This window comes from Brevibacillus fulvus (assembly GCF_016908525.1).
Lineage (GTDB): Bacteria > Bacillota > Bacilli > Brevibacillales > Brevibacillaceae > Brevibacillus_G > Brevibacillus_G fulvus.
The window spans coordinates 64,094-81,036 of record NZ_JAFBEB010000010.1 but is presented as its reverse complement, the minus strand read 5'-3'; the positions used below and the strand labels follow the sequence as shown (position 1 = coordinate 81,036).

Sequence of the window (16,943 nt, the reverse complement as noted above, 5' to 3'; positions counted from 1 at the left end):
CAGTATGATCCTCCCACACTTTTTTCTCCTTCTCAATTGTTTTTCATTTCCAAATGCTCGGTAATAATTATACATTCTAATTGTAAGTCTTCTCCGAAGCAAATAAGTCTACCAGAAAGTTAAAAATTAATTCAATTGCTCTATCAGATGATACAATACTCTGCGGGTCCGGTCTATCTGGAGATGGATGACACTCCATGTTAGAATTAAAATTAAAGATTCAGGAGAGGAGATGCTGTGTTGTTTGACCGACTGATTACAGCAGCGATCCGAAAGCCGTTTGCGTTTATTTGGCTGTTCTTGATGATGCTGCTCACCTGGTTGCCCAATGCCTATGCAAAGGCTCCTCCCTTGCAATTTTTTCTGTCCTTTTTGCTGTTTTGCTGTTACCTGTGTTTGTTCGCTACGGTAAAATACTGGAAAACGAATCTGCGGATTCAGGCGGCGGTGCTCGTACTTGGGATCATCACTTTGCTGAAAGGGTTTTTCTTCGGAAACGATTCGTTCGGCATGATGCTCTTGCTCTGTATTGTAATCGGCGTCCATATGGAAGCGATGCTGTCCCTGGTTTACGCCGTTATTTTTTTCGCCGTCACTTCAGCGCTCATCCTCTTTACGGAAAGTTCCTATTTAAATGTCGTTTCGTTTGTATTAACCTATATTGGCTGCTATATCGGCGCCCGCGGCTACCGGGTGGAAAAAAGGGCTTATCAACTAAACCAACAACACCTGGAAGAGTTGCAAAAGGCGCACGAGGAACTGCAAGATGCCCATAATGAACTGCAGGAAGCGGCGGTCCAGACGATGCAAATCGCCGTGCTGGAAGAACGTGCGCGAATTGCCCGCGACATCCATGATTCCCTGGGACACAGCCTCACTTCTTTGATTGTCCAGCTTCATGCGCTGCAATACATGCTTCACGAAGGGCCCGCGCATGCCAAAGAAGCCGTCAACAACATGCTGTTTGTGGCGAAGCGCAGTCTGGAAGAAATACGCAGCTCCGTGCACACGCTGGCCGTTGACGAACATTCCATCGGGTTGGGACCGCTGCGCGCCTTTTTGTCACAAACCGCAAGCAATACCGGGCTTGCTTGCGAGCTGATTGCCCCTGAACAGGAGATGAATATCTCAAAGGAAATCACCCTCGTCTTCTATCGGGTGCTGCAGGAAGCCGTTACCAATACGCTGCGCCATTCCAATGCCAAGCATCTGCAAGTGATCGTGGAAAAGAAAGCGGGTGCCATCATCCTCACGATTCTCGATGATGGAAAAATTACTAAAGCGGACAACTTTTCACCGGGATTTGGACTGACGGGAATGAAAGAGCGGATTGGCAAGCTGAATGGCACGCTGGAATATTTCCCGCGCGAGCCGCATGGTTTTCAGATTATTGCAGCAGTACCTTTTCAAGATGAAACAGAAAGGGATACTTGATCATGGCGGAAAACAGTTCAAAACGCAAAATCAGAGTGATGCTTGCCGATGATCAGACGATGATTCGGCAAGGATTGGGTTACGTGATACAAGTTCAATCCGACATGGAAGTTGTAGGAGAGGCAGCAGACGGACAAGAAGCCATTGAACTGGCTGGCAAGCTCTGTCCCGATGTGATCCTGATGGACGTGCAAATGCCGAAATGCTCCGGAATTGAGGCGACCCGAGAGATCTTAAAAACATTGCCGCAGACCAAGATTTTGATCCTGACCACCTTTGATGTGCAAAACTATGTCGTGGACGGTATCCGCGCCGGAGCCGTAGGCTATATGCTCAAAGACGCCGATTCGCAGGAAATGCTGGAGTTGATCCGGCGAGCCTATCAGGGAGAAGCGCTGTTTCACACAGCTACCGCCGCCAAGGCGCTGGCAGAAATCCTGAAGACACAACCAGTCGCTGAACCGCAGCCTGCGCCGGCGGAGCATCATTTTCTGCTCGACGAATTGACCGAACGGGAGCTGGAAGTGCTTCAGCAATTAAGCTATGGATACCGCAATGATCAAATTGCGCAAAATTTGTTTATTTCCGAAGGCACAGTTAAAACGCATGTCCATCGCATCCTGCAAAAAATGGGCGTGGATGACCGGACACAAGCGGTTGCTTTGGCGCTTCGCCATAAACTTGTAAAATAGCGCTTGGAGAAAGCATCCATCCCATTATATAACAAATCCTTCGGCTTGATGAGTAAAAAGTCTGTGAAGATTGAAGCGAATCTCTCAACTGCTGGCGAAAAAGAATTTTGCGGCGGTTGGGAGTTTTTTTGCTGGTAACCCGTTGCGATATTCATCGGCAGAATGTCGCAATTTGTTGACAGATTTACCGCGGCAGGTACGATCAGCGAAAAAAAAGCATTGCCCGCAGATCTCTCTGCAACAATGCTTCCCCATTCTCTCGATTCTGTCAATCCGATTATTCCGCGCGAATATAACCTTGCATTTTCCCTGCTGGTATTTCCTTGAAATCGGGCAAAGCAGTCAAACCTTTCTCCGCTCCGCCGGGATTGTAAAAAGCGAGCAGGCGCAACGGTTCCCAGCCAACATTGTAGGTGGAGTGGTAAATCCCTTGGGGAATATAGATAATATCGCCGGCTTTGATCGCAAAAGGCTGTTCGTCATTCACCATCTGCTCTCCTTCACCGGACAATACATATAGAATCTCTTCCGCATCAGGGTGATTGTGCCGCTCATGCCCTTGTTCCGGCAGCAAGATCACTTCTCCGCACGTTACCTTTGCCGATTCCGTTTGCTCCGGCGTGACAAACCATTTGATCATTCCCCAGTTGAAAGAATGTGTCGATACTTGATTCGGATTGATTGCACCCATGTCCGCTTCCCCCCGCAAAAGTTAATGAACTGATACCTACTCAGGAAAAGCAAGTTTGGTGCCAGCGGTATTGGGCAGTACTTGCTGCTTTTCCCGGGAAGTTTCTTTCCACCTTCCAGACAAAAGCGGAAATGTTTTTCCCGTTGTGGGAAAGCCCAGACGATCGATTGGTTGAAGCGATGCGTTACCAAGAGTGCGCCACCTCGCAAACCAAACAGTCAGACTGCCGGTACAACGCAAAAGAGCACTGCGCCAGTGCTCTTTTTGACGGTTATTCCGTTTTGGGGGGAAGCGGATCATTCACGCGATATCTGGGTTTGTGTTCGGCCAATTCTTTTGGCGTAAACGCCGGGTCGATCGGATTGTAATCGAGATCATTGACCTGTTTTTCCTCGTTGTCCTTTTTCAAAGCTCTCACCTTTCCATCTGACTTTCGTCCTGTTTGCGCTTAGTGTGAGCCTGCATGGAAAATTTATTCATACAACGGCGCTTGGCGGAAAAAATTTGGCTTTTGGATCGTGTTGTCATATCGTCTATGATAAATATGGGTCGCGGCCGGAGACATTGGCGGAATTAACCAAGCCCAATTGCCGGTCACCTGACGCCGGTGATCCGCTTCACTTTGTTCAAATAAACGAAACTGTTCCGCAGCGGTATGGTGATCGACGATACTAACACCGGCTTCCCGATAGGAATGCAGCACAGCCCGGTTCAACTCAACCAGTGCCTGATCCTTCCACAACGAGCGATTCGTTCGGGTATCAAGCCCGAACAAGGCGGCCACTTCCGGCAACAGATTGTAACGATCCGGATCGGCGAGATTGCGGGCCCCGATTTCCGTACCCATATACCATCCGTTGAACGGAGCAGCCGTATAACGAATCCCGCCGATTTCCAACACCATATCGGAGATAAACGGAACGGCGTACCAACGAGCTTGCAGTTGCGCAAACTCCTTCCGCTCCGGGTGGCGAATCGGCACTTCCAGCACGAGCGACCGGGGAATTTCATACCATTTTGGCGGCCGTTGATCGATTTGAATAACCAAAGGCAGCACATCATAGGAGGAACCTTCTCCCCTCCAGCCCAAGCGTTGACATGCTTTTGTAAGGCGCAGCGATTGAGAGTCGCCGACAACCCCGCTCTCGGATTCGTAACCGGCGTAGCGAATCAACTGATGGTTCCAAATGCGTATCTGTCTTCCCGCGCGCTCCGGTCGGGCGATCGTAATCGCCGGCCTGATTTTCCCCTCGTTCGTCGCAAATTCGATGTGCTTCCAGACTGCCGCCGCCAGCTCATCTTCGCTGTCCAGCTGTCTGGCATCAAAGACCTCCAATGTTTGCCAAAACAACCGGCCAATACACCGGTTACTGTTGCGCCAAGCCATTCTCGCTCCATGCGCCAATTCTTCATACGTGTGATCATAGAACCCGCTGGTGGCAATCTCCCGGCGAATTTGCTCCAGCCTGTCCGCAATCTGGCCGGAGGTCTTGCCCAGCTCCTCATAACAGCTGGTGATGAATCGTTCCGCTTCTTCGTACAGTGGATGGAATTGTTGCATGACAACCTCGCATATCCATATTTTTCTTCTTCTTATATAATGGATTATACCAAACGAGACTTGCGGCAAGAAAAATCGCCGATGACAAAACGGAAAACTTTTCAACCCGAGACAATTTTGAGGTGAGCGGATGGGCCTGCTTTTTTATCCTGACCAGTATGCCGTAGCGCGCGGCCATGAACAAATCGCGCTGCTTCCAAAAGAATATGCGCTGTTGTTCTGCCTGTATGAAAGCAAAAACCGTTCCTTATCAAGAGCGGAGTTATTGGACAGGGTATGGGGGTTGGAAGAGCCGACCGATCGAACGGTGGACGACCATATTTATCGATTGCGCAAAAAACTGCTCCGTTGGAACGATATCCTCCGCATCGAGACCGTTCGCGGCTACGGCTACCGGCTTCATCTTGCGGAACCGTTCGATCCGCCCGCCCCCCTGCCGCAGCTTACCGAAAACGTTCATCAGCTTTTGCAAACGTATCACGGTCTGGGCATGGGCGGAGCAATGCAAATACTGTCTGAGCACCATCAACTGCTCGGAGCGGACCCTCATCCTTTTTACTCCGTCTATCTTCATTTTGTCACCGGGGATTTTCATTGGATTGCCGATGCCGATGAATTGCCGCTTTGGGAAAAGCTCATCTATTTGCTCCACCTTCATTGGATGATCAAAACAGAGCCGAACAGCACGCTTGAGCTCTGCCTGCGCTTGCTTCAAAAAAGAGAGAACCTTCCCGGAAACTGGGCCACCGAACTGCAGATCAACCTGGTGACGATGTATGCGGAGACAAAACAGTTTGCCCAGGCAGCCAAACAGCTTGACCTGGCCGAACAGGAAACCGCCGTCATCCGATCAGACAGTTTTACGCTGCATCTGCTGTTTGCCAAAAGCTATCTTGCATTGCTCGAGAACGATACCGCTTTGGCCAAACAGTGGATCGATCAGGCTCGCCAACGATTGGACGCGGCCCGGCAACCGTACCAACGCGAAGAAGGACTGCTGGCCTTGATCCGGGGATTATGGCTGTATCAAACCGGCAATATACCGGCCGCGCGGGAAACGGTCGATTCCGGGTATCAAATTTTGCTGCATACAAGATTTATCCCGCATCTGCTGCAAGGAATCCGTCATCTTTGTTTTTTCCTGCACGAATGGCGCTGCGATGCGGAATGGCTGGATCGCTATCAGAAGCGCTGGCAACAATATGTCAACCACTTTCGCCTCATGGAATTGGAGCCAAAAATCGATCGGCTGTTTGCCCGCTCTCTCTGATATTCTTCTGACATTTCCCCTTTATCATAAAAGGAACAATCCGTGAAAGGGGAATGACCTGAGATGCTGAGGCAAAACCGCTCATTTCGCAATCTGTTTATCGCCTACGCTTTGGCAACGCTCGGCAGCTGGTTTGACTTTATCGCCATTGCCATCCTGCTTGCCTATGTCTGGCACGCCGATCCGCTGACAATCGGCTTATTGCCCTTGATGTATGCCGGGCCCGGCCTGCTTTTTGGGCAGCTTTCCGGGATTATCGCCGATCGCTGCAACAAACTGACGATCATGCTGCTGGCCGATTGGCTGCGAGTGCTGATCACATTGCTGATGGTTGTGGCCCCAAACGTCTACTGGCTGCTGCCGCTGATCTTTTGCCGTTCCGTCGCCGCCGTCTTCCATACACCGGCCCAACAAGCGATGACGCGGGCCGTCGTCAGCGAAGCGCAGCTGTTGAAAGCTACCACGCTCAATGGCATGGTGTTTCAAACCGGCAAAATTTTTGGTCCGCTGATCGGCAGTTCGCTCGCCGCGATCGCCTCACCCAAGCTTTGCCTCTTGATCAACGCCGGCTGTTTCCTGCTGTCCGTTTGCTTTTTACGAAAAATCAAGCCATTTCGCCTGCTCCCGGATTCGCCGCAATCCAGTCAACCGGGCGAGAGCTTCGTTCAAGCCTGGACTGCGGGTTGGGCGATCTTGTTCGGCAACCGCCAGCTGTTTTTCAGTTTGCTGTTTTCGTTAATCGGGATCATGGCGATTCAAATGGTTGACGCCCAATTTCCAGTGCTGTTCCGCGAACAGGCGCCAGCCTATCCCCAACTGGTCGGTTGGACGGTCTCGGCTATCGGGATCGGCGCCCTGTCGGTCGTAACCTGGTTAAATCGCTGGCAACAGATCCGTCAATACGGCTGGATGTTTGGCGCTGGAATGTTGCTGGTCGGACTGCTGTTCGCCGCTTTTGGCCATTATCAAGCAGGTCAATCCTTGATTTGGCTGCTGCTTCCCGCTTTGCTTGGCGGCGTGGGCACAGGCCTTGCTTCCGTCGCTTCGAATTATTTATTGCAAAAGGAGAGCCCGAAAGAAGCAGTCGGCCGGATGATCGGCATTTTTGAAACGATGCAAAGTGCCGTCTTTGTGGCCGCGCCTGTGCTGGGGGGCCTGTTGATCGAAACGATCGGAGCCAGCCTATCGTTTCGCTGGATCGGTTATGCGATCATATTGATCGGCCTCGGCGGAATTGTCTGTCAGCGTCTGATCTGGGGAACAGCGAACAGAAAAAAGAGCCCGTCCACGCAAGCGGATCAGGCCTCTGTCTAAATTCGCAAACAAACAATTAGGAGGATACGTTTTGAAAATCATCCGCAAAAACCCGGAAAACCTTGCTCCACCGATAGGTTCCTACGCTCATCTCTCCATCATCCCGAGAGATGCGGAAATTCTTGTCCTGTCCGGACAGGTAGGAAACGATCTTGAGGGAAACTTCCCCACAAACATTGAAGCACAACTGCGAAACGCCCTTGACAATGTGCTGCGAAATTTGGCAAGCGAAGGCGTTTCCGTTGAAGGAATTGTGAAAATCAATATTTGGATGACGGAGTTGATCGATCGGGCTGCCTTCGTGACCATCTGGAACGAATTCCATGGCGGCAATCCTCCCTCAACCACGTTGGCCTATGTCACGGCACTGGTCCAACCCGCTGTTAAGGTCGAGGTGGAAGCGTGGGCTGCCCGCTAAGCAAGGACAGGAAAAGGGGAAAGATTCTCGGCTCGCAAAGCCGAATCTTTCCCCCCCCTTTCGCCCGTCAGCTGAAGCGTGACAAAGCGTGGAGCATATAAGCGACCAAGCAGCCCAAGACAAGGCCCCCGGCAATTTCAAGCCGTGTGTGTCCCATGCTCTCACGAAGCGGCTTGTCCATCCCCTCCTGGGGAAAGCCTTCCCTGGCCAGACGATTGAGTCGCTCGGCATGTCGGCCAACCGCCCGGCGGAGGCCAGTCGCATCGATGATGACGATAAAGGCAACGGCAACTCCCAAACCAAAAACCGGCGAAAAGAATCCCTCTTGAAAACCGATCAGCATGACGGTTGACGCCATCACAGTCGTATGTGTACTCGGGAAGCCGCCATTTCCGATACGATGCCTGGCTTCAGCGCCGAAACGAAAATAATTGATAACGAATTTCACCACTCCGGAAACCAACCATCCGATGAAAGGTGCTAAAAAGTAAGCCACTCTGCGTCCCACCTGTCATTGACCAAATTGTAGACACTTCTTAACGTTCAAAATTGCTTAAAATTACCATCACCGAAATCGCGTACAAAATGACGGTAAACAAAATATGTTTGTCTTCGAACAAGATCTTGTCCGGTTTCCCGCCTTTTCCTTTTACATGGATCAAATACAAATAGCGGAAAATCCCATAGAGGACAAAAGGAATCGTCCACATCAAATAAAGCGTCCGACCGGATGTGAATGTAAACAGCGCATAGCTGGTAATGGTTGCCGAGGTGACGATACTGTTCAGCTGGTTGAGCAGATCGGGGTTGTAGCTTTCCAATACTTTGCGGTGTTCCGTCTTGTTCTCTTGCAGCAGGTATAATTCATGTCTGCGCTTGCTGATGGCTAGAAACAGGGCAAGCAACATGGTGCAAATCAAAAACCACGGCGTAAACGGCACCTGAATGACCAATGCGCCTCCAATCGCGCGAAGCACAAAGCCGGAAGCAATGACCATAATGTCGGCAATCACCACATGTTTCAAGCGCAACGAATATGCAAGATTATTCATAAAATAGATGGTAAGCAAGACGCCAAACGAAACATTAAAAACAAACGCCCCTGCGATAGACACGATCAATACAATGAGACCAAATAAGAGCGCCATATACGGATTCAATGCCCCAGAGGCCATCGGACGGTTTCGTTTTTCCGGATGTTGGCGATCCGCTTCCCTGTCAACAAAATCATTCAAAATGTAGACACAGCCGGAAACAAAGGAAAACAGCAAAAACCCGACAATCGACTGCATAAACATCGTCATCGTCACGTTTGGGAATGAAAACACAAGCGCAGCAAGAACAAGCAAGTTTTTGCTCCACTGTTTCGGACGCATTTGGACACATAACAGACGGATTGTTCCCAAAAGGCCTTCTTTGCGTGAATGTTCCAAATGAGCTTCGTATGTTTTATTCATGTGATTAACAACCCCCTCCGACTACGATTGTGAAATAATCAACACCCCGACTACAACAACCGCTAATCCAATTGCGCGTTGCCAGGAAACCGGTTCTTGAAAGAGCCAGTAGGAAAGCAGAAACACCACGACATACCCGCAAGCCACCATCGGGTATGCGTAAGTCAAGTCTACTTTGGCGATGGCAAGAATCCAGACAAGTGCGGAAAGAGCATATAAACAAAGTCCCAGCAATACAGACCAATGAAGCAAATACTGAAGAAGCTGATGCAGCACGCCGCTCTGCAAGGCCTTCACCTGCATCGTTCCCCACTTCATCGCCACCTGTCCGCCAGCACCAAGCAGCACGGACAGCAAGATCAACAAAAGAGATTTTCCCATTCGTTACACCCCCTGTTTTTGCACACTGCGAAGGTAGCGAAACAAGCCTATCCACCCTTGCTTCAGCCAAACGCAGACCCTTGCCAGAACAACTGCAGCAAAGATAAGCAGAAATGGTTCCACGATTGATCGATATCGGTCGGCATAGTAAAGGACAAGGATCATCGTCTGATAAGCGACAACATACCCGACGAGGGGGAACCAGCTTTTCCACCGTCTGATTTCCATAACGAGGAACATCAGAAACAGATACGTCAAATACTTCATCTCGATCAGCGGAATTCCATACGTCTGCTCCCAAAACTGCGTGGCACTTCCGTCCCAAAACTGCCCCGTTTTCGTCCAGAACAGACTGAATTTTGTTCCCAGCAACTTCAGTTCCTCGTCCAGATGGGTGCGGATATAGTTCCATCCTTCTTCATAGCCTCGCTTCTCACCCTCCGGCGTCCCGGCAAGCTTGATCACATCGCTGTTGACATCCACTTGGACCCATTTGCCATTGGCTTTCTCGTTATGGGCGATATAAAAGTTGAGACCGCCGACAGCGCTTGAAGTGATGACTTTGCCGTACAGTGCATAGTTATGGGCGATCCAGGGAGTGAGGATCAATAAGCCGGCGATCGCGCAGGCAGGGATTTGCCGGAAAAAGAAAGACCGATACGTCTCCCGCTGTTTTGTAAGCAGAAACCAGACGACAAAAATGACGGGCAAAGGAATCAGAATCGGCCGAACCAAATGAATCAAGCCAAACAGTATTCCACTCATCACCGGATAGAAGAGTCCTCCAGTTTCACGCCATTTGTAGAGTGCCAGCAACAGCCAGGGAACCAACCAAAAAAACAAATTCTCGGCAAAGATCAATGAACTGTAGAAAACAAGCGGCGGGTAAAACGCCAGCAAGAGCAGCGCGAGCATCCCCGGCAGACGGCCGAACCACAGTCTGGCCAGCAGGTAAAACCCGGCAAGACAGCTGACCGAAAGCACGCTTTGCAGCAGCCGATAAGCGAGATAATTGTGTTCATTGCCAATCAGCGGAATCAGCCATCCCAGGAAGTAGACAACACCTGGCGACCAATAGATGCCAAAATCTGTCGGATAAGCCCCTGTTTGCGCAACCGCTTCGGCAAATCTGGCCATATAAACGGAATCGCCGAACAGCTCGGCCGGATACCTCAAATTAAAGTCAATGCGCAGCACTACTGCGGCAAGCAAAATAATGAGTATCCAAATGATTTCGAATGTTCTTCGCAAAGGGAGAAACACCTCTTTATTAAAAGACTGGGGTTAGTGAATTATTTCTTGCGATCAGTTGCTTAGACGAGGCATCGTTCCAAAAGGTTACAGCGAAGCATATGAGGCAATTTTACATTATAATCATATATTACCAGATTTTTCAATACCGCCGCCGACGTCAAGTAGACTGTCTCATTGGCAACTCAAAGATTTAACCGAAAGATTGGCCGACACGAGCTAAAAAGGTTTAACGCTCGCCCATCCGTGGTACATATAGATCAGAACCGATCAATCAGTGGATAGCGGCAAACAAACAGGAGGTTTTTTACGCAAATGAAGTGGACAATCCGCAAAAAGATCATGACAGCGTTTCTCGGACTAACGGCTGTTCTGTTTTTCACGAACAGTGCGGGAATAAACAATCTTTTCAATGCAAATACACAGTTGAATGAAGTTGCATACCGCTGGATGCCTAATGTGATCAATCTGGAAAAACTTAGTACGGATGTGGTCGATTCACAGAGGATGCTGATGGCCTATGCAACCCAAATTGATCCAACCCATCAAGAAGAGATTGAAACAGCCATACAAGAGTCCGTAGCAAAAACAAGCGAAGACTGGAACCGTTACGCATCATTGATGACCACAGATGAAGAAAAGCAATTATACAAGCAATTTTCCGCCAACTGGAAAACATACCAGCAGAGTGTCGACGAGACGATAGCCGCCGTAAAGGCGAACCAACCGGAACAATTGCAAGCAGCTATGAGTTCTTCCCACACGGCCTTTGAACAAGCGCGCCCGATTCTGGAAAAGCTCATTGAGATTAATGAAAAAAATGCCGAGGCCGCCAAAGAAGCAGCCGTCCAAACAAGCGAGAACGGACAAAAGATGGCCCCTATTTTTGCGTTCATCGGACTGCTCGCAGCGATCATTCTCGGGTATCTCCTCTCTGGCTACCTCACCCGTCCGATCGTGAAAGTCGCCAAGCGAGTGGAATTGGTGGCGGCAGGCGATTTTACCCTGGAGCCGTTGGAAATTCGGAGTAAAGATGAAATTGGGCTCCTTACCAAAGATTTTAACCAAATGACCGCTCACCTGCGGGAAATGATCCAGCAGGTAGCGAATCGCGCCCAAGACGTGACAGCCACCTCGGAAGAATTGACCGCCTCTTCCAGCCAGACTGCTTATGCCACCGGAGAAATCTCCAAATCGGTTCAGGAAGTAGCTGATGGCGCCGAATATCAAATGGAAAGCGTGAACGGTTCCAATCAAGCGATGAAAAAGATACTCAAAAGCATGCATGATATTTCCGTCAGCATGGGACAGGTCGCGGACAGCTCGCAGTTGGCGACGGAAAAGGCAACAAGCGGGAATGAGGTCATCACGAAGGTGCGTAACCAGATGACCGCTCTCTCGACACATTCAACCGAGACAGAAGAAGTGGTAAACGCCCTTGGCGAAAAGTCGCAAGCAATTTTTGGCATCGTGGAAGCCATTAACGGCATTGCCGAACAAACCAATCTGTTGGCCCTCAATGCGGCTATTGAAGCAGCGCGGGCCGGCGAACACGGCAAAGGCTTTTCCGTTGTCGCTGACGAGGTGCGCAAGCTGGCCGAGCAATCCCAGCGGGAAACGACGCGAATCCAGACGATCATTGATGGAATCCGGCAAGATATTGATCGGGCCGTCCACTCGACACAGGAAGGAAAAGGCTTTATCGCGGAAGGATTGGCGATTACGGATATGGCCGGCATTGCCTTTCGGGAAATTTTGTCGGCCATTCAACATCTGAATGGACAAGCCGCCGAAGTAGCAGCCACGATTGAACACGCCCATGCCAGTACCGAAGAAATGGGCGCTTCCATGGAGCGAGTGGTCTCAATCTCCAAACAAGCCAAAAACAATACGCTGACGATCGTCTCGTCCGTGGAAGAACAGACCGCTTCGATGGCGGAAGTCGCCAAAGCTGCCGACAATTTGTCGGCAATGGCCGAGCAGCTTTACGCACTGATTCACCGTTTTAAAGTATAGCGAACACGCCAAAGCCCCCACCAACGTGGTTGAACACAGTTGATGGGGGCTTCTTGTCGTAAAAGCGCAGGTGTCAGTTTGCCTGGTTTGGTCGAGGTGCAGGCGGGTCAGGTCGCCACTTGCTCCTTCTTGCCAAAAAACTCTTTGAGCGCCTTATAGACCTCTCCCTTCTCCCGAATGACGCAATGCATAAATTTCGGGTCCTTGATATGCCGATAGGCCGACATTAACGTGCTGTGCCGGTTGTATTGATTGACTTCGCCATAGCCGAACATATTGCAGCGATCCATCAGTTCCTTGACCAGTTTCAGGCAGCGTTCATTGTCCGAAGTTAAATTGTCCCCGTCGGAGAAATGGAACGGATAAATGTTGTATTGCGTCAACGGATAGCGGCTGTCGATAATCTCGATCGCTTTTTTGTAAGCGGAAGAACAAATCGTTCCCCCGCTCTCCCCTTTGGAGAAAAACACATCTTCCGTCACTTCTTTTGCTTCCGTGTGATGGGCGATGAACACAATTTCCACATGCTCGTATTTGGTGCGCAAAAAGCGGAGCATCCAGAAGAAAAAGCTGCGAGCGATGTATTTTTCAAAGACGCCCATCGATATGCGTATCCCATAAATAAGCTAGTCTATTTAAGGGAAGCCCATACTTACGCACGTTTCATAATTAACTAAATTTGTATTTGAAGTCTACAGCGATTTCCTCACCGTCAAACTTGATTTCGTTGATAACATCATGCAGGAAGTCCCGCAGCTGCCTGGTGGTAAAGCTTCGCAAATCCTTGGCCGATTCACGCAGCTTTTGCAGTACCGATTTATCGTTTTCCGATTGAAGATGCAGCTGCTTTTGGTGCTGGATGAATTGGATTTCCTTTTCGATAAATTCAGCCTGGCCTTTTAGTTCCATCATCTGTTGCGTGTAGCTTTCTTCGGTGAACAAGTCCCGTTGTGCGAATAAGTCCCGTTGGTCTTTCTGAATCTTTTCCTTTTGCTTCATCCTGGCTTTAATGTCCATTTCGATTTTTTCCAGCACATCGTCCTTGCCCTGGTCAACCATGTATTCGTCCAGTTCCAGCGAATCAAAATGCTTTTGGACTACCTCAATGACATGCCCCTCTATCACGTCTGCATTGACATTCGCCACGTCACAGGCACTTCTGCCGTACTTGTGGTAGGTCTTGCAGATATAGTACCGGTATTCCTTGTTGTTATGCGTTCGCTTCTGGCATACCATGCCTTCCCCGCACTTACTGCAAACCAGGATACCCGTTAAGGGGTGATACGCCCTACGTGGCGTTCTGTGGTGGCTTCGTTGGTTCAAAATTTGTTGCGCCTTGTAGAATGTTTCTTCGTCAATGATCGGCGGGTGGGCATTTTCGATGATTGTCCATTCTGCGTCTTTAATTAGCCGCTGGACTTTCCGCTTACTCATTTTCCCTGTGTCGTCATACGTTCTTTCTAGTTCATTTCGTCTTGTTCCGTACACCACGCAGCCGATATACGCCCGATTGGTCAGCACATTGTTGATCGTTTTTCTGCTCCACAGATTCCCGTTCTTCGTCAATAAGCCCTGGGCGTTCAGCGTTTGGGCCACTTTGAACGTCCCCAGCCCTTCGGTGGTATACAATCTGAAAATCAGTTCGGGTATGCTCCGCTTTTCTTCGTCAATGACCAGCTTTTTTGTTTCGCTGTTCACTTTATAGCCTATCGGCGGTTCCCCGTTCCACTGCCCCCGTTTCGCTTTCTGCTTCTTCGCACTACTAACCCTAGCAGAAATTTTCCGGCTTTCTTGTTCCGATAACACAGAAAGAATATCGAATGTCAGGCTGTCTTTGTTAAGGGAATCGTAGTTGTCGTTAATCGCAATTACACGGACGCCGTACTGTTCAAATGAGCCGATAATTGCAGGGTTTTCTTGTTTGTCCCTTCCTACACGGCTGATTTCCTTAAACAGAATCACATGGAATTTCTGCTTCTTGGCGGCTTCCCTGGCGTTCTTCATGGCCTGCCGGTCAAACACGCTTGTATAGTAGCCAGAAACGGCTTCATCAACAAAAATCAATTCTTCGTCATATTCATAATTGGGGCCAAGCCTTTGTATGTACTCCTTGGCCTGGCTTATCTGGTTTTCGATGGAATCCCCTTGCTTGTCCGTACTGACACGGGCGTAAATCGCACACTTGACTTTTTTCATTTGCGGCCTCCTTTCTATGGTTAATTATGCCACACCTACAACAAAAATAGAAGTACCTTAATTAACTAAAAAGCGACATATTTCTATGTCGCTTCCTTCACTTCTTCGGTTTCTTCTTTGGGTACTATCTTCACGCTTACGTCCATACCCAGGGTTTCCTTTGCGTATTTCTTTATCCATTCGGCGTACCAGTCTCTAATGTGTACGTCACCGTAAGTTACCTTCACCTTGAAAGCCATACGCCCTCCCCCCTCATTAAAAGTCTATGCGGGGCCGCTTGTCCGTTTTTCTAATGCGTCCCATATTTATTCCTGGCCACGCCTTCTACGTTCCAGGCGCTTCCTGGCCTTGTCCATCGGGTGCAGGAAGTCGTCAATTGTCAGCTGCCTGTACGTCTTACCGCATTGGTAACAATGCCAGGCCCCACGCTTGCGGCTGTTTATGCCAGGCCGCAGGTACGTCATTTTATGGCCACAATCTAGGCAGTTCATGGCTTTCCTCCCTTGTTAGGATTAAAACGCCCGTTGAATCTCTTTCTTTATGTCCCCTGTATGTGTTATGTCAATGGTCAGCAGTTTACGGTAGGCGGCTGCCTGATCTAGCAAAACGCTTTTTGCCAGCTTCGTTTTAGTAGGGTCATTGGCCGCCGATTCTGCCCATTCAGCGTATTGCCGTACGGCTGCTTTTTGTTTTTCCGATAGGTTGAGTTTTATCACGTTTCACACCCCGTTTACCCATTCATAGGCTTCCTTCCAGGTCTTGAAGTCCTGGGGGTCGGCGTGGGGAATATATGCCTTAATCGGGTACATGCCCCAGCGCCGGTACATCCGAAAGCGTATGCCTTTAACGTGGCCCGCCTTACGTGCAGCTGCTTCGTACCAGGTGCGTTTCATACCACGCCCCGCAGGATACGGGCCGTTTCTGCTTTCCAGGCGTTCAGTACGTCCCTTGTAGTTCCCGTTCCTTTTGCGTCATAATTCCAACCCCCTACCCCTCAAATTGTTTCCTGAATTGCTACCCCACCTGGTGTTAAACGGTATTGCCCACGTTTATCGGGGTTCATCTTAACGAGTCCTTTGCGTATTAGCGCTTTTAATGGTTGATTAACATAGGAGCTGCCGTTCATTTCAACCCAATAATCGCTCGATTTATGCTCATCCAAGGTTCCCTGCATTTGCATCACACGCGCGATCTGTGTCGGTGTTTGCCACTCTGTAGTCATTGCTTTTAAAACCGCTGATTGTTTTACCGTCAATTTCATAGAAAGAGCCTCCACAGTAATTGTAGTTAGTCCCAGCCGTTCGCCTGGCGTACTTCATGCAGCAGCTGCGCCGGTATCGGGCTGCTTTGGTTACAAAAGCCGCATACGACACGTTCCCAGTCCAGTAGGATACTTTCGGCTTCTAGCGATTTCATAAAGTGCGGCGTTCCGCACACTTCGCAGACAAAAGCTAGTACGCCGTGCTTAATTTCTTCACCGGTTGGCGGGAATGTGTTTATTGCGTCTTGTACGCCGAATGGTTGGCTGGCCTTCGGCGTATCATCCTGGTCGCTTTCAGCCGCAGCAATCGGGTACGCCGGTTCATGGGCCAGGTCAGTCTTGCAGTTGGGGCAGGGCCAAGCCCCGCCTTTTTCGTTGCTGAAAGATTCTGTCTTGCAGTTGGGGCAATATTTTACGAACATGGCAGCGCCCCCTTACCCCTTTTCGTTCCATCCCGTGTACGCCCTGGCGGTCTTACGTTGGGGTGGTACGCCGGCAGTTTTTCGGATTTCGTCCACATAATCGCCCAGGTATGCTACCGCTTCTTCTAAGTCGGGCAGCGCAGCGTGTGGCATGACTACCACGGTGTTTGTAGCCAGTACGCCGGTACTTGCGGCGTAATGAAGCAGCAGGCTTTCCAGGCTGTCGCTGTTCATGGCATCCAGGGCAGCTACGCCGTTGATAAATGCCGGCAGATAGTACGTTTTGTCGGCGTACTCTTCCTGTGCGCCTTCCAGTTGTATCTTCTGTTCTAGGAACGTAAGGCGGGCCGTAAACGGTATCGGCCCTTCCTTCGGCCCTGCCGCCTGCGGCGGCTCAACCATCGGCAAGCCTGGAAGCTGCGGCTGTTCGTACCATACTTTGATATGGTCGTAGTGCTGGCTTGTCCCCAGGTCTAAAATAAGGTCGTTCTGCGTATGGTATTCCTGACCAGTGGCCAAGATTACGGCGTACTTATATGCTTCTTCCAAGCTAATGAACATGGGTAAATCAATCACGTA

The 16,943-nt window shown here is 49.9% G+C and carries 19 protein-coding genes and 1 pseudogene; 6 read left to right on the top strand and 14 right to left on the bottom strand.

Translation table 11 applies throughout. From position 1 onward, the window contains the following. Positions 1-237 precede the first annotated feature (237 nt). Positions 238-1,434, top strand: a complete 1,197-nt coding sequence (locus JOD01_RS14140) for a sensor histidine kinase (RefSeq protein ID WP_420829089.1) — start codon at positions 238-240, stop codon at positions 1,432-1,434. 2 nt (positions 1,435-1,436) lie between these two features. Next, positions 1,437-2,126 carry a response regulator gene (locus tag JOD01_RS14135; protein ID WP_239565459.1) on the top strand — a complete coding sequence of 230 codons (690 nt, stop codon included), beginning with the start codon at positions 1,437-1,439 and terminating at the stop codon, positions 2,124-2,126. Positions 2,127-2,403: 277 nt separating this feature from the next. On the opposite strand, the gene JOD01_RS14130 is transcribed toward JOD01_RS14135, so the two are convergent. The 3 genes from JOD01_RS14130 to JOD01_RS14120 form a co-directional block, all read right to left on the bottom strand. After that, entirely contained in the window at positions 2,404-2,817 is a 414-nt protein-coding gene (locus JOD01_RS14130) for a cupin domain-containing protein (RefSeq protein ID WP_204518964.1), read from the bottom strand. 271 nt (positions 2,818-3,088) lie between these two features. Further along, entirely contained in the window at positions 3,089-3,226 is a 138-nt protein-coding gene (locus JOD01_RS14125) for a hypothetical protein (RefSeq protein WP_204518963.1), read from the bottom strand. Between the two features lie 63 nt (positions 3,227-3,289). Beyond that, positions 3,290-4,378: a nitric oxide synthase oxygenase gene (locus JOD01_RS14120; RefSeq protein ID WP_204518962.1), complete on the bottom strand. Its 1,089-nt coding sequence runs from the start codon at positions 4,376-4,378 to the stop codon at positions 3,290-3,292. Positions 4,379-4,508: 130 nt separating this feature from the next. Between JOD01_RS14120 and JOD01_RS14115 the strand changes: the two genes are divergently transcribed. The 3 genes from JOD01_RS14115 (at position 4,509) to JOD01_RS14105 (ending at position 7,380) form a co-directional block, all read left to right on the top strand. Continuing rightward, positions 4,509-5,648 (top strand): winged helix-turn-helix domain-containing protein, encoded by a 1,140-nt coding sequence (locus tag JOD01_RS14115; protein WP_204518961.1) that lies wholly within the window; start codon positions 4,509-4,511, stop codon positions 5,646-5,648. A 63-nt stretch (positions 5,649-5,711) separates the two neighbouring features. Further along, entirely contained in the window at positions 5,712-6,962 is a 1,251-nt protein-coding gene (locus tag JOD01_RS14110; RefSeq protein ID WP_204518960.1) for an MFS transporter, read from the top strand. A 31-nt stretch (positions 6,963-6,993) separates the two neighbouring features. Then, positions 6,994-7,380, top strand: coding sequence for a RidA family protein (locus tag JOD01_RS14105; RefSeq protein WP_204518959.1), 387 nt, complete (start codon positions 6,994-6,996; stop codon positions 7,378-7,380). Between the two features lie 67 nt (positions 7,381-7,447). Here JOD01_RS14105 and JOD01_RS14100 read toward each other — a convergent pair whose 3' ends face one another. From JOD01_RS14100 to JOD01_RS14085, 4 genes are all read right to left on the bottom strand, one after another. Continuing rightward, on the bottom strand, positions 7,448-7,876 hold the full coding sequence (locus tag JOD01_RS14100; protein WP_204518958.1) for a divergent PAP2 family protein: 429 nt from the start codon (positions 7,874-7,876) through the stop codon (positions 7,448-7,450). Between the two features lie 40 nt (positions 7,877-7,916). Then, positions 7,917-8,756 (bottom strand): decaprenyl-phosphate phosphoribosyltransferase, encoded by an 840-nt coding sequence (locus JOD01_RS14095; RefSeq protein ID WP_239565468.1) that lies wholly within the window; start codon positions 8,754-8,756, stop codon positions 7,917-7,919. A gap of 102 nt (positions 8,757-8,858) precedes the next feature. Continuing rightward, positions 8,859-9,218: a DMT family transporter gene (locus JOD01_RS14090; RefSeq protein ID WP_204518956.1), complete on the bottom strand. Its 360-nt coding sequence runs from the start codon at positions 9,216-9,218 to the stop codon at positions 8,859-8,861. 3 nt (positions 9,219-9,221) lie between these two features. Continuing rightward, a complete protein-coding gene (locus tag JOD01_RS14085; protein WP_204518955.1) occupies positions 9,222-10,469 on the bottom strand; it encodes an ArnT family glycosyltransferase in 1,248 nt (415 codons plus the stop codon). A 315-nt stretch (positions 10,470-10,784) separates the two neighbouring features. Here JOD01_RS14085 and JOD01_RS14080 point away from each other — a divergent pair, with 315 nt between their 5' ends. Continuing rightward, positions 10,785-12,485, top strand: coding sequence for a methyl-accepting chemotaxis protein (locus JOD01_RS14080; RefSeq protein ID WP_204518954.1), 1,701 nt, complete (start codon positions 10,785-10,787; stop codon positions 12,483-12,485). A 107-nt stretch (positions 12,486-12,592) separates the two neighbouring features. Here the strand turns inward: JOD01_RS14080 and JOD01_RS14075 are convergent. The 7 genes and pseudogenes from JOD01_RS14075 to JOD01_RS14045 form a co-directional block, all read right to left on the bottom strand. After that, a pseudogene (locus JOD01_RS14075) lies at positions 12,593-13,090 on the bottom strand (DUF444 family protein); the annotation flags it as partial. A gap of 64 nt (positions 13,091-13,154) precedes the next feature. Further along, positions 13,155-14,681 carry a recombinase family protein gene (locus tag JOD01_RS14070; protein WP_204518953.1) on the bottom strand — a complete coding sequence of 509 codons (1,527 nt, stop codon included), beginning with the start codon at positions 14,679-14,681 and terminating at the stop codon, positions 13,155-13,157. A gap of 83 nt (positions 14,682-14,764) precedes the next feature. Then, positions 14,765-14,920, bottom strand: coding sequence for a hypothetical protein (locus JOD01_RS14065; RefSeq protein ID WP_007785689.1), 156 nt, complete (start codon positions 14,918-14,920; stop codon positions 14,765-14,767). Between the two features lie 273 nt (positions 14,921-15,193). Beyond that, positions 15,194-15,397, bottom strand: a complete 204-nt coding sequence (locus JOD01_RS14060; RefSeq protein WP_204518952.1) for a hypothetical protein — start codon at positions 15,395-15,397, stop codon at positions 15,194-15,196. Positions 15,398-15,675: 278 nt separating this feature from the next. Further along, entirely contained in the window at positions 15,676-15,942 is a 267-nt protein-coding gene (locus JOD01_RS14055) for a helix-turn-helix domain-containing protein (RefSeq protein ID WP_204518951.1), read from the bottom strand. Between the two features lie 26 nt (positions 15,943-15,968). Continuing rightward, positions 15,969-16,364, bottom strand: a complete 396-nt coding sequence (locus tag JOD01_RS14050) for a hypothetical protein (protein WP_204518950.1) — start codon at positions 16,362-16,364, stop codon at positions 15,969-15,971. Positions 16,365-16,376: 12 nt separating this feature from the next. Next, complete coding sequence (locus JOD01_RS14045) at positions 16,377-16,925, bottom strand: hypothetical protein (protein ID WP_204518949.1); 549 nt, start codon at positions 16,923-16,925, stop codon at positions 16,377-16,379. Between the last annotated feature and the right edge of the window lie 18 nt (positions 16,926-16,943).